Origin of the sequence: Nonomuraea sp. NPDC005501, assembly GCF_040605905.1 — a bacterium.
Lineage (GTDB): Bacteria > Actinomycetota > Actinomycetes > Streptosporangiales > Streptosporangiaceae > Nonomuraea.
The window spans coordinates 21,202-33,844 of record NZ_JBEXDT010000057.1 but is presented as its reverse complement, the minus strand read 5'-3'; the positions used below and the strand labels follow the sequence as shown (position 1 = coordinate 33,844).

General features: G+C 72.5%; 11 protein-coding genes. 8 read left to right on the top strand and 3 right to left on the bottom strand.

Annotated features, from left to right (window positions below):
- The first annotated feature begins 6 nt into the window (after positions 1-6).
- From ABZS51_RS25625 to ABZS51_RS25595, 7 genes are all read left to right on the top strand, one after another.
- Entirely contained in the window at positions 7-1,257 is a 1,251-nt protein-coding gene (locus tag ABZS51_RS25625; protein ID WP_355445750.1) for an ABC transporter substrate-binding protein, read from the top strand.
- Entirely contained in the window at positions 1,254-2,099 is an 846-nt protein-coding gene (locus tag ABZS51_RS25620) for a sugar ABC transporter permease (RefSeq protein ID WP_355445747.1), read from the top strand. Before ABZS51_RS25625 ends, ABZS51_RS25620 begins: the two co-directional genes overlap by 4 nt.
- On the top strand, positions 2,096-2,905 hold the full coding sequence (locus tag ABZS51_RS25615) for a carbohydrate ABC transporter permease (RefSeq protein ID WP_310708009.1): 810 nt from the start codon (positions 2,096-2,098) through the stop codon (positions 2,903-2,905). Before ABZS51_RS25620 ends, ABZS51_RS25615 begins: the two co-directional genes overlap by 4 nt.
- Positions 2,898-5,918 (top strand): hypothetical protein, encoded by a 3,021-nt coding sequence (locus tag ABZS51_RS25610; RefSeq protein WP_355445744.1) that lies wholly within the window; start codon positions 2,898-2,900, stop codon positions 5,916-5,918. The genes ABZS51_RS25615 and ABZS51_RS25610 overlap by 8 nt, the downstream gene beginning before the upstream one ends.
- On the top strand, positions 5,915-7,147 hold the full coding sequence (locus tag ABZS51_RS25605) for an enolase C-terminal domain-like protein (RefSeq protein ID WP_355445741.1): 1,233 nt from the start codon (positions 5,915-5,917) through the stop codon (positions 7,145-7,147). Before ABZS51_RS25610 ends, ABZS51_RS25605 begins: the two co-directional genes overlap by 4 nt.
- A 122-nt stretch (positions 7,148-7,269) precedes the next feature.
- Positions 7,270-7,701, top strand: a complete 432-nt coding sequence (locus ABZS51_RS25600; RefSeq protein WP_355445738.1) for a hypothetical protein — start codon at positions 7,270-7,272, stop codon at positions 7,699-7,701.
- Positions 7,698-8,714, top strand: coding sequence for a hypothetical protein (locus tag ABZS51_RS25595; protein ID WP_355445735.1), 1,017 nt, complete (start codon positions 7,698-7,700; stop codon positions 8,712-8,714). Before ABZS51_RS25600 ends, ABZS51_RS25595 begins: the two co-directional genes overlap by 4 nt.
- Before the next feature lie 36 nt (positions 8,715-8,750).
- Here ABZS51_RS25595 and ABZS51_RS25590 read toward each other — a convergent pair whose 3' ends face one another.
- Genes ABZS51_RS25590 through ABZS51_RS25580 form a run of 3 tightly spaced genes read right to left on the bottom strand, consistent with a single transcriptional unit; the run spans position 8,751 to position 11,697 of the window.
- Positions 8,751-9,521: an SDR family oxidoreductase gene (locus ABZS51_RS25590; RefSeq protein WP_310708014.1), complete on the bottom strand. Its 771-nt coding sequence runs from the start codon at positions 9,519-9,521 to the stop codon at positions 8,751-8,753.
- Positions 9,518-10,528, bottom strand: coding sequence for a DUF4432 family protein (locus ABZS51_RS25585; protein ID WP_355445731.1), 1,011 nt, complete (start codon positions 10,526-10,528; stop codon positions 9,518-9,520). Before ABZS51_RS25585 ends, ABZS51_RS25590 begins: the two co-directional genes overlap by 4 nt.
- Positions 10,525-11,697 (bottom strand): DUF4185 domain-containing protein, encoded by a 1,173-nt coding sequence (locus tag ABZS51_RS25580; protein ID WP_355445728.1) that lies wholly within the window; start codon positions 11,695-11,697, stop codon positions 10,525-10,527. The genes ABZS51_RS25585 and ABZS51_RS25580 overlap by 4 nt, the downstream gene beginning before the upstream one ends.
- Before the next feature lie 131 nt (positions 11,698-11,828).
- Between ABZS51_RS25580 and ABZS51_RS25575 the strand changes: the two genes are divergently transcribed.
- Positions 11,829-12,638 carry a hypothetical protein gene (locus ABZS51_RS25575; RefSeq protein WP_355445725.1) on the top strand — a complete coding sequence of 270 codons (810 nt, stop codon included), beginning with the start codon at positions 11,829-11,831 and terminating at the stop codon, positions 12,636-12,638.
- The last annotated feature ends 5 nt before the right edge of the window (positions 12,639-12,643 follow it).

The window sequence follows — 12,643 nt, the reverse complement described above, 5'->3', positions numbered from 1 at the left end:
CGGGGCATGATCCGGTCACGCATGGCCACGCTCGGCGTAGCCGCCCTCTTCCTCGCCGCCTGTGGCGGCACCGGCGCCGGGACCCAGCAGAAGAAGAGCGAGCTGACGCTGTACAACGACAAGGGCGCCTGGAGCAAGTACTTCGACGAGATGGGCGCGCTGTCGAAGCAGAAGATCGGCCTGGGCATGAAGCCGACGGGCTACACCGACTCGGCGCAGTACCAGGCGTTCATCAAGGCGTCGTTCCGCACCAACGTCAAGCCGGACCTGTTCACCTGGCAGACCGGGGGGACGCTGGAGGAGATCGTCAAGCAGAAGCAGGTGGCCGACACCACGGCCGTCTGGCAGGAGGCGATCAAGGCCGGCGACCTGTCGCAGGACCTCGCGCCGTACTACACGATCGACGGCAAGCAGTACTGCGTGCCGATGAACGTCGCCTACTGGGGGATGTTCTACAACAAGAAGCTCTTCGACCAGCACGGCCTCAAGCCGCCGACCACGTGGGACGAGCTGGTCGGTGCCGCCGCCACGCTGAAGAAGGCCGGGGTCACGCCCTTCTACCACACCAGCGTGCTGTTCTCCTTCGTCTGGTTCGAGCAGCTCATGGCCGGCAGCGACCCCGATCTGTACGACCGCCTGTCCACCGGCAAGGCCAAGTACACCGACCCCGGTGTGGTCCAGGTGATGGAGAAGTGGAAGCAGCTCATCGACGCCGGATACTTCGTGAACCCCGGTGACAAGACGGACCCGGGCGACGTGATGAAGAACGGCAAGGCCGCGATGATCTCGTTCGGCACCTGGTTCAACACCAGCATGACCCAGCGGAGCATGAAGGCGGGCACCGACTACGGCTTCTTCGTGATCCCCAACGTCAACCCCTCCCTCCCCAAGACCTCCGTGATCTTCGAGAGCGGCCCGCTCTGCTCGCTGACCAAGGCCGCCGACCCCGACGCCAGCACGAAGTACCTCAGGTGGTGGACCACCGCCGAGGCCCAGCAGAAGTGGGCCGGCAGCCGCGGCGACGTGAGCGCCAACCCCAAGGTCGTGATCGACGACGCGGCGCTCGGGCAGATCACCAAGGACGCGGGCAGCGGCAAGTACCGCCTGGTCAACCGCTACTTCGAGGCCACGCCGCCGCCCGTCCTGACCGCCGCCCTCGACGGCTTCGGCAAGTTCGTCACCGAGCCCGGCACCTACAAGGAGGTGCTGGAAACGATCCAGAAGGAGGCCGACGAGTACTGGAGCACCCACCAGTGACCACCCGTGCTCCCATTCTCGGGCGGTTCCGGCACGGGTACGTGGCGCCCGCGGCCCTGCTGGTCGCGGGGCTGCTCTACGCCCCGTTCGTGTGGACCGCGTACCTGAGCCTCACCCGCTACGACGGCCTGGCGCCGCCCGAGTGGGTCGGCGCGGCCAACTTCGCCAAGCTCTTCGACGACCCCGCGCTGCTGACCTCGCTGCGCAACACGCTGCTGTGGGTGCTCGGCACGATGGTGCTGCCGGTCGGCCTCGGCCTGCTGGTGGCCGTCCTGTCCTACGACATCAGGGGCGGCGCGTGGTACCGGGTGCCGTTCATGCTCCCGTACGCGCTCAGCGGCGCCGGGCTCGCCCTGGTGTGGAGCCCGATCCTGTCCCACGGCGGCGTCGCCAACCTGCTGCTCGGCGTGGACACGGCGTTCCTGCAGCAGGCGCCGGCCAACACGCTGGCCATGCTGCTCGTGTGGACCTGGCAGCAGCTCGGCGTCAACACGCTGCTGTTCGTGGTGGGCCTCCAGTCGATCCCCAAGGAGCCGATCGAGGCGGCCCGGCTCGACGGCGCGTCGGGATGGCGGCTGTTCCGGCACATCACCTGGCCGCTGATGCGCCCGCTGACCGCCGTGGTCGTGGGGCTGGCGCTGGTGGCGAGCCTGAAGACGTTCGACATCGTCTGGGTGATGACCCAGGGCGGGCCGGGGCGCAACTCCGAGACGCTCGCGGTGACCATGTACAAGGAGACGTTCGTGGCCAGCGACTACGGCTACGGCTCCGCGGTGGCGGTCATGCTGACCGTCGTCACCGGCCTGGCCTCGTACCTCTACCTGAAAAGGCAGGTCCGATGATCCGGCGGGCGGTGCTCATCGTGCTGGGGCTGATCTGGCTGGGCCCCACCTACCTGCTGCTGGTCAACGCCTCCCGCCCGGCCGCGTCGTACGACCCGGCGACGGCCTGGGCGCCGCCGGGCGACTTCGCGCTGTTCGCCAACTTCGCGGCCGCGCTCGACAAGGCGGACCTGGGCGCGAGCCTGGCCAGCACCGCGCTCTACAGCGTGGTGTCGCCGCTGCTCGGCGTCGTCATCGGGGCGCTGGCCGGGTACACCATCGTGGTGCTCCGGTTGCGTCACGGGTTCTGGTGGTTCCTGCTCATCTTCGGTGGGACGGTGTTCCCGTCGCAGATGCTGCTGGTGCCGCTCTTCGTCGGCTACAGCGACGCCGGCCTGTACGACAGCCGGGCCGGCATGATCCTCATCTACACGGCCATCAACGTCCCCCTGGCCGCGTTCGTGCTGCGCAACTACTACAGCGGCGTGGCGTTCTCGATCTTCGAGGCCGCCCGGATGGACGGCGCGTCCACCTTCCGCATCTTCTGGCGCGTCTACCTGCCGATCTCGACCAGCGCGCTCGCCGCCGTGTTCATCCTCGAGTTCACCTTCATCTGGAACGATCTGATCTTCGGTCTGACCCTGTCCACGACCGAGAGCGTGCGGCCCGTGATGACCGCGCTCGCCGGCCTGATGACGGACGTCTACGCGGGCACCCCCGTGCCCGTGGGGCTGGCCGCGGGCCTCATGTGCTCGCTGCCGACGGTCGTGCTGTTCCTCGCCACCCAGCGCCTCTTCGCCCGAGGCCTGTCCCTAGGGAGTGTCTGAATTGACCAGCCGGTTGCTGCAGCGGAGCCTGGGCTCCCCGGACTACGACGGGATCAGGCAGGCGCTGCGCAACGACACCTCGACCCCCGTCATCGAGCTGCGGGGGCTGGAGGTGCGGGTCGCGGTCCTGCCGCTGTTCACGCACGACGGCCGCCAGGCGGTCCGGGTGTCGAGCACGCGGCCGCTGACGCACGTGCTGGTCGGGGCCGACAGCGCCACCGGCTCCGACGTCACGCTGCTCGTGCCCGAGGTGTCCGCGCCGCGCACGTTCACGCTGGAGTCACGCGACGACGAGGGGCTCGTCGGGTCCGCGCTGATCACCGTGACGCCGCAGCGCAAGTGGAGCGTGTTCGTCGTCCACCACTCCCATCTGGACATCGGCTACACCGACCCGCAGGGCACGGTGCTCCGCCACCACCTCGAATACCTCGACGCGGCGGTCCGCCTGGCCGGCGAGACCGCCTCCTGGCCCGACGACGCGAAGTTCCGCTGGACGGTCGAGTCGTCGATGCCGGCGCTGAAGTGGCTCGCCGCCCGGCCCGCCGAGCAGGTCGAGGCGTTCGCCGCGCTGGCCCGCGAGGGGATCATCGAGGTGACCGCCCTGCCGTTCCAGCTCCACACCGAGGCGTGCTCGACCGAGGAGCTCTACCGGCAGCTCCGCTTCACCTCCGAGCTGCACGACCGGTACGGCTTCGCCACGCGCTCGGCCATGCACACCGACGTCCCCGGCGCCGTCGTCGGCCTGGTCGACGCGCTCAACGCGGCGGGGGTGCGCTACCTCGCCGCGGCCCACAACTGGGCCGGGCGGTCCGTGCCGTACCTGCACGGCGGCGACAAGCTGACCCGGCCGTTCCGGTGGCGGGCGCCCAGCGGCAACGAGCTGCTGGTCTGGTTCACCGACACCCCCCACGGCATGGCCTACATGGAGGGCAACACGGTCGGGCTGACCGACTCCTACGAGCTGGCCGACGACCTGCTGCCGCGCTACCTGGCCGCGCTGGCCTCGCGCGGGTACCCGTACGGGCCGGGCACGTTCGGCTGGCAGGGGCCGGACGCGCCCCGGGAGCCGTACGAGCTGGACGTGCTGCACCTGCGCGTGCAGGGCGCGCACGCCGACAACGCCGGCCCGTCGATCGTGCCCGCCGCGATCGCGCGGACCTGGAACGAGAACTGGGCGTACCCGCGCCTGCGCTCGGCCGTCAACAGCGACTTCTTCGAGCACGTCGAGGAGCGCTACCTCGACCGGCTGGCCGTCCACGAGGGCGACTGGACCGACTGGTGGGCCGACGGGCTCGGCTCGGGCGCGCGCCCGCTCGGCTACGTGCGGCGGGCGCAGTCGGCGCTGCGCGCCGCCGAGACCCTGCACACGCTCGCCGGGGCGGACGCCACCGCGAGCATCGACGAGGCGTACGACAAGGTGGCGCTGTTCAACGAGCACACCTGGGGCGCCGCGAACCCGTGGGAGGACGCCGAGGAGGCGGGCGACTCCGGCGGCCTGCAGTGGACCCGCAAGTCGTCGGGCGCCTACGACGCCCAGGACGACGCGGCCGACCTGCTGCACGCCGCCGTCCGCCGCTTCGGCGCGGCCCTGTCCGGCGAGGGCGACCTCCCGGACGGCACCCTGGCGTCGTTCGCGGTGTTCAACCCGGCGACGCGGGCCCGCACCGACCTCGTCCGGGCGTTCCTGCCGCGCGACGTGGTCGCGGCCGACGTGCCGATCGCGCTGGTGGACTCCCGGACCGGCGAGACGCTCGCCCACCACGAGGAGTACGTCCACCCCGACGACTGGCCCACCCGGCCGATCGGGCGGCACCTGCACGCGGTGGTGCCCGACGTCCCCGGCCACGGCTACGCCCGGATCGACGTGGTCAGGAGCGAGAGCCAGGCGGCCGAGCCGGTCGAGCCCGACCTGGGCGGGGTCATCGAGAACGAGTTCTACCGGGTGACGTACGACGTCCGCGAGGGCTACATCGGCTCGATCTTCGACAAGGTCGCCGGCCGGGAGCTGGTCAACCGGGACGCGGCTGCCGGGTTCGGCCAGTACGTCTACGACCGCTACGCCACCGCCCCGCACTTCAACCACCTGTCCGGGCACGTGGGCGCGCACGACCGCACCCTGCTCGGCGACCGTGCCATCGGCCGGAACGCCACCGTCGTCAAGGCCCAGCGCACCGCCGTGACCGAGCGGCTGGTCGTGGAGCTCCAGGGCAAGGGCGTGGACTGGCTGCGCACGACGATCGAGCTGCACCGCGGCGTCCCCCGGCTGGACCTGACCTACCAACTGGCCAAGCAGGGCACCCCGGCGAAGGAGGCGGTCTTCCTGGCCTTCCCGTTCGCCGCCGGCAAGGCGACCGCCTGGGAGCTGACCGGCGGCGTCGGCGGGCCGGACGTGCCGCAGGTGCCCGGCTCGGCCGCGTACATGCTGCCCATCCGGCACTGGATCGCCTTCGACGACCCCGAGCTGACCGTCGCCTGGGCCACGCTGGAGGCGCCGCTGGTGCAGCTCGGCACCATCCACATGCCGTACGCGCCGTTCCCGCCGACGCTGGAGCAGGAGGACGGCACGGTGTACTCCTGGGCGCTCAACAACATCTGGGACACCAACTTCCCGGCGCAGCAGCAGGGCGAGACCACGTTCCGCTACGCGGTCATGTCCGAGGCGGGCGCCGAGGGCAGGCGGCTGGGCGCGCTCGCGGCCTCCGGGCTGACCGAGCCGTTCGCGGGCGTGCTGGTCACCGGCCCGTCGGGCGACACCGTCCGGTCGTACGCGTCGGTGGACCATCCCGACGTGCTGGTCACCTCGATCGGGCAGGCGGGGGCCGAGCGGGTCGTCCGGCTCCAGTCGCTGGCCGCCGAGCCGGTCGAGGTCACGCTCACCCTGCCCGGGCTGCGCTCCGCCCGGGTCAGCGCCGGGCTGGAGCGCGGGCGCGAACCCGCCGAGGTGGCGGGCGAATCGGTCAAGGTACGGCTGCCCGCGTGCGGGGTGGCCGCGGTCTGGGGGACGTGCGCGTGAAGATCGTTGACATCCGGGCCACCACGGTCGCCGTACCGCTGGAGGCGCCGCTGCGGCACAGCAACGGCGCCCACTGGGGGCGGTTCGTCCGGACGCTCGTCGAGGTCGAGGCCGACGACGGGCTCGTCGGCCTGGGCGAGATGGGCGGGGGAGGCGAGAGCGCCGAGGCGGCCTTCCGGGCGCTCCTCCCGTACCTGAAGGGTCACGACCCCTTCCAGCTCGAAGCGCTCCGCTTCAAGATCGCGAATCCGACGGCGTCGCTCTACAACAACCGCACCCAGCTCCTCGCCGCCATCGAGTTCGCCTGCCTCGACCTCGTCGGGCAGCGGCTCGGCGTGCCGGTCAGCGAGCTGCTGGGCGGCCGCATCCGCGACGCCGTGCCGTTCGCGTCGTACCTGTTCTTCCGGTACGCGGCCGAGGGACACCCCGAGATCCGCACGCCCGGCCAGCTCGTCGCGCACGCGCGGGATCTGAAGGAGGCCCACGGGTTCACCGTCCACAAGCTCAAGGGCGGCGTGTTCCCGCCGGACCACGAGCTGGAGTGCTACCGGGCGCTGGCCGACGCCTTCCCCGGCGACCGGCTGCGCTACGACCCCAACGCGGTGCTGTCGCTGGCCGAGGGGCTGCGCTTCGGCCGGGCCATCGAGGGGCTGAACAACGACTACCTGGAGGACCCCGTCTGGGGCCTGGAGGGGCTGCGGGCCGTGCGCGAGCAGGTCCGGGTGCCGCTCGCCACGAACACCGTCGTCGTCAACTTCGAGCAGCTCGCCTCCAACGTGCTGCGCCGCGCCGCCGACGTGGTCCTGCTCGACACCACCTTCTGGGGCGGCATCCGGCCGTGCGTGAAGGCGGCCGGGGTGTGCGAGACGTTCCAGCTCGGCATCGCCGTCCACTCCTCCGGCGAGCTGGGCGTCCAGCTCGCCACCATGCTGCACCTCGGCGCGGTGCTGCCCAACCTCACGTACGCGGCCGACGCCCACTACCACCAGCTCCGCGACGACGTCATCGAGGGCGGCCCGCTGCCCTACGCGGACGGCGCCATCGCGGTGCCCACCGGGCCGGGGCTCGGCGTGCGGCTGGACCGGGAGAAGATGCAGCGCTACGCCGAGCTCTACCGCGAGCTGGGCGGCTACCCCTACGACCGGGACCCGGGCCGGCCCGGCTGGTACGCCCAGGTGCCCAACGACCGCTTCGCCGACCCGGACGCCTCCCTGGAGGTTCCCCTCTAGCCTCTCGCTCCCATGGCCGTCTCCCTTGCACGGTCCGGCATGTCATAGCGGGCCGTGTGCTACAGGTCACGATAAGTTACCGATCAAGGAGACTCACCTTCGAGGCCCTCGGGGAGACAGCTGTGGGGACGATCACTCGCGTGGCCGGTGCCCTGGCCGCGGCCACGACGTTCACCCTCGCGCTGCCGGCGGCGTCCGCGCTGGCGGGCCCGGACGGAGGCTGCGGCAAGAGGGTGGTGTGCCTGTACGCGTACTACGGCTACAACTACGACGGGGCCTACCCGCGCGACCTGTGGCGCGACTTCGCCGCCGACGAGCCGTACCTCGGCGACGACCTGTGGTCCGAGGGCAAGAAGGGGCTGGAGAGCGGGCGGCGGGTGGACGACGACAGCAGCTCTGTCAAGAACCACACCGGCTGCGACGTCGTCCTCTGGCAGAACCCCTTCTACACCGGCGCCCACAGCACGTTCGCGGACGGCCGCGCCGACCCCTTCCTGGGCGGCAGCGAGGTCGGCAACAACACCGCGAGCTCCCTCAGCATCTGGTGCGTGTGACCGGATGGGGCGGGGCCGGTTTCCGGATCGGGCCTCCGGAGACCGGCCGCCGCGGACCCTCCCGCGCCCCGGCGGCCCTCGGCGCGCTCCTGAGCGCCGTGGCCTGCACGACCGTGGCCTGCGCCGCCGCCCCGGCGCCGCCACCTGGTGTGCCCGTGGCGGATCGGCCGGTAACGGATGAGCCGGTCACGGATGAGCCGGTCGCGGGCGCTGACGGGCCGGCGCACCCGGTGACCCGGGTCGCCGACCTCGTGCTGCCGTTCGACGCCTACCGCCCCACGCCGGGCCAGCGAGCCCTGATGGCGCGCGCCCGCGCCGCGCTCCTCGCCCGCTGCATGCACCGCCGTGGTCACGCCGTCTCACCGCCCCGCCCGGACGCCGCCGCCGTCGCCGCCGCGGACCCGGGCAACAGCCGCCGGTACGGCGTCGCGGACCCCGGCCGGGCCCGCCGCCGCGGCTACCACCTGCCCCCCTCCGCGCCGTCCGGCACCGCCTGGGACTCCGGCCTGAGCCGCTCCGCCCGCCGCGACCTCGACGGCGCCCCCGGCCGGCCGGGCTGCGCCGACCGCGCCACGGCCCGGCTGTCCGGGCCCGCACCGGCGAACCCCGCCACGGCGGACGCCGGACCCGCGGACTGGCAGTGGCTGGCCCGCCAGGACGCGCGGACGGTCGAGCAGGCCGCCCGGCACCCCGCCGTCATCGAGGCCGCCGCCCGCTGGAGGGCCTGCATGGAGCGCGCCGGCCATCCCTACCCGTCACCGGAGGCCGCCATCGCCGACCCCCGCTGGGACCTGCGCTCCGACGCCGTCACGGCACCGGAGCGGCGGACCGCCACGGCCGACACGGCCTGCAAGTGGTCCTCGGGGCTGGTGAGCGCCTGGTACGCCGCCGACGCCGCGGCGCAGCGCGCCGTCATCGCGGCCGAGCCCGCCCGGTTCACGGCCCTCCGCGACGACCTGCGCGCCCGCCTGGCCCGTGCCGCCGGCCCGGCCGGCGCGGTCTTAGAACGCTGACGCCCGCGCCGCCGGGGCGGCGGCGCGCGGGCGTGGTCAGTCAGGAAGGGCGGCCGGGTTCCGCGCCAGCAGGCCGCCGTCCACCCGGTGCTCCGCGCCGGTGATGAACGACGAACGGGGGCTCGCCAGGAACGCCACCAGCTCGGCCACCTCCTCAGCCCGCGCCACCCGGCCGAGAGGGTGGGCCCGGCCCCACTGGGCCACCTGCTCCTCCTGCGACAGCGGCCCACGCCACAGGTCGGCCGCCCAGCGCAGCATCGGCGTGTCCACCGAGCCGGGGCACACCACGTTCGCCCGGATGCCGTCGGCCGCGTGGTCGAGCGCCATCGCCCTGGTCAGGCCGTTCAGAGCGGCCTTGCTCGCGGTGTAGGCGGCCACCTGCGCCTGCGAGGCGAACGCCTGCACCGACGACATCACCACGATCGACCCGCCGCCGCGCGCCCGCAGCCGGGGGACGGCCGCCTTGCAGGTGAGGTAGACGCCCTTGAGGTTGATGTCCAGGACCTCGTCCCAGACGTCCTCCGGGGTGTCCTCGACCGTGCCGTACCTCTGCACGCCCGCGCACGTCACCACGATGTCCAGCCCGCCGTACCTGGCGACCGCCAGGTCCACCAGGTCACGCATGTCGCCGGCCCGGCGCACGTCGGCGACGACGCCCGTCACGTGCTCGGTGTCGAGTGCCGCGTCCTTGTCCGCGCCGCAGAACACCACGGACGCGCCGCCGTCGGCCAGCCGGTCCACCACCGCGCGCCCGATTCCCATCGAGCCGCCGGTGACCAAGGCCACCTTCCCGTTGAACTCGCTCACGCGAGGACCTCCACCCGCATCGTCAGCGTTCTCGTCTCACGTGGCCCCAGGGTGAGCGCCGTGCCGTTGGCCACGGCCCGCTCCAGCCCGTCGGTCGGCATGCCGGCGAACGGCTCCAGTCCGACGGTGTAGGCGCGTCCCCACCAGGGGTAGCCGGCCGAAGCGCCGACCTCCTGCCACATCCACAGGTACGGCAGGACCTCCGCGTCCCACTCGACGCGCAGCCCCACCTCGCCGGCGATCTCGTACCATCCTTCGGCGAACCCCGTCAGGTACACGATGTCGCTGGGCGCCCCGCGCTCCGGCACCACGCTCAGGTCGGTCTCGCCGCCGCCGTCGGCCGGCACGACCGGCCACGTCCACGGCCCTCCCGCCTTGACCCGGCGTCCGAGGGGGTTGATGGCGGTGTCGTGCGGGATCACGGTGACGCCGTCCGGCAGCCGGATCCGCGCGCCCGGCCGCAGGAACGGCCGGCCGTACACGATGTGCTGTCCCCACATCGCGTGCAGCTCCACATCGGACTCGTTGGTCACGCGCCCCTCGGTCTCCAGCGCGGCCGTCCCGGCCCGCAGCCGGAACGTCTTCTCCACCAGGTACGGCAGGCGCCGGGTCCGCACGCTCAGCCGCACCGCGACCTCCTCCTCGGAGTCGGCCGTGATCTCGCAGTCCCAGGGCAGGCCGGCCACCTCGCCGTGCTGGGCCAGCCGCGCCCCCCGGTACTCGCAGGGCGCGCCGCCGTTGGGGAAGACCTCCTGCCATCCGCCCTCGTAGTGGTCGACGAACTGGGCGACGTCGTCGGCGGCACCCTGGAGGTGGTGGGCCGGGTCGCGCAGGCCCTGCGGCGAGAGCCAGACGAAGTCGGTGTCGGTGGGCTTGTGCAGGAACTCCACCACGTCACCGCCCTTGCCGGGCACCACGGTCACGCGGAGCCGCTCGTTCTCCAGCACGACCGCCCGCAGCCCGTCGAGGATGACGGACCGCAGGCGCGCCGCCCAGTTGCGTCTCACCCGAAGCTCACGTCGATGAAGCGGGGCCGGTAGATCGACGAGTCGCGGTAGTGGTCGGTGTTCACGAAGCTGTTGACGTTGTAGGACACGACCAGTCCCTTACCCGAGACCTCGGGGTGGGCGTGGGCGTTGTAGGTGAAGATGTTCCCGCCGGTCTCGGGGGTCGTGTAGACGTGCTGCTTGCCGGTGAACGGCCCGACCGGCGAGCACGAGGAGTAGGCCACGATGTTCGCGCTCAGCGCCTCGGTCGTGTCGTGGGTGATGAGCACGTAGCCGTCGCCGACCTTGGTGACGCTGTACTCGTTGGCCACGCCGCTCATGACGCGGGCCGAGTCGCTCTCGTCGGCCGACCAGCTGCCGTCGGCCTTCAGGTACTCCCAGGCGCCGAGCAGGCTCTGCCCCTTGACCCGGGCGACGTGCATGTACTTGGGCGAGCCGAGGTCCTCCACGCCGTAGACGTAGGTGTAGCCGCCGTCCTTGAGGGTGGCCGAGGCCCACGCGACCCCGTGCCCGGAGGGCAGGTCGTGGACGCTGAGCGGGCGGTCCAGCCGGCCGGGGGCGAACCTGGCGACCACGTTGCGGTGCCAGCGCCAGTCCCACGCGCCGGTGCCGTAGCGCTCGTACTCCTGGTAGGTCACCTCGACGACGCCCCCGGCCAGGGTGGCGTCACCGGCCCAGTACCAGTGCTTCTCGTCGCGTGGCGGCATCACCGCGACGGGCTTGTCGGGGGTGCCGGCGTGGATCGTGGACAGCCGGCCGCCGTTCTCGACGGCGAAGCTGTTGTTGAGGAAGACGGTGGTGCCGCCCTCCTCGACCACCGGCGGCCGGGAGCCGTCGGAGTTGATCCTGCCGAGGAACGTGTCGGAGAAGATCCACAGCTCGCGCCCGCCGGGCAGGCGCAGCGAGTAGGTGCCGTCGGCGCCGGTCCAGTCGTCGAGCCGGCTGTTGTCGTTGCCGTACGCGGTGAACAGGCTCGTGAGCCGGGCGTCGATCGAGGCGCCCTTGACGGACGGCGCGCACGCGGCGGCGGCGCCGAGCGGGGCGGCGGACCGCTCGGCGGAGACCGTCGGCACCGGTTTCGGCGGTGCGGCCGTGGCCTGGGAGGGCAGTGCGGTGAGGCCGAGGATCGTGGCGGCCAGGGGGACAAGGGCAGTGCGGAATCGCGTCATGGCACGTCCTTAGGGGGGATTCCCTACAGTTCTAGTCATTAGATCACTTGCTGTCCAGACCCATGGTGAAGATCCGCTACTGTCGCATCTTCACGCCGTGCGGCCCGTCCAGCCGGAGGAACGACCCCCCGATGTCCCCAGCCACGGCTCGCCGGTCACGGCTCGGCCGCCGTCTTGGCGCGGTCGTCCTGGCCGCCGTGCCCACCCTCGTCCTCGCCCTGCCCCGCGAACCGTTCGGCTGGTTCGCGTACCGGCCGCTGGTGACGAGCGTCGCCGCCGCCGTCGCGGGGGAGGCCGTCGTCTGGGCGGACATGCTGTTGCCGGTGGCGCTGGCCCTGCTGGTGCTGTGGGCGCCCGCGTGGACCCGCCTGCTCGGGCTCCCGCTCACGCTGCTCGTCATCGCGGCCGACGTGGTGATCCCGCTGCGCTACCCGTGGACCCCCTCCCATCCGAGCCGGGGGATCGAACTCGCGGCCCTCGCCGCCGCGGCGCTCCTCCTCGCCGTCGCCCGGCCCGGGGCCGGTGCGGCGGATCGCAGAGCCGCGGCCGGATGGACGGTCGCGCTCGTCGTCGCGCTGTGGCCGGTGCTCCGGATGCGCCTCGCGCTCGCCGACCCGGCCACCCGGTGCGGCGAGTACGTCCACGCGACGACGGCGATCGACGACCTGTCCTTCTTCAAGATGCTGGCCATGGGCACCTTCGGCGTGAACGTCTGCCTGCTCGCCGTCACCGCGGTCGCCGCCGCGGGTCTCGGCGCGCGTGGAGCCCGGGTGCTGACCCTCGTCACCGTGGCGGGGCTGACGTTCCTCGTCCAGCCGATCACCGGCTACGAGTTCCCGGCGACCTGCCTGCTCGACCTGAGCCGCTGGCCGTACCTGGTCGCGGCCCTGTTCCTCCTGCTCGCGCGCGTCCCGGGACCGGTGCGGCGGCTTCGTCCGTGACCGGT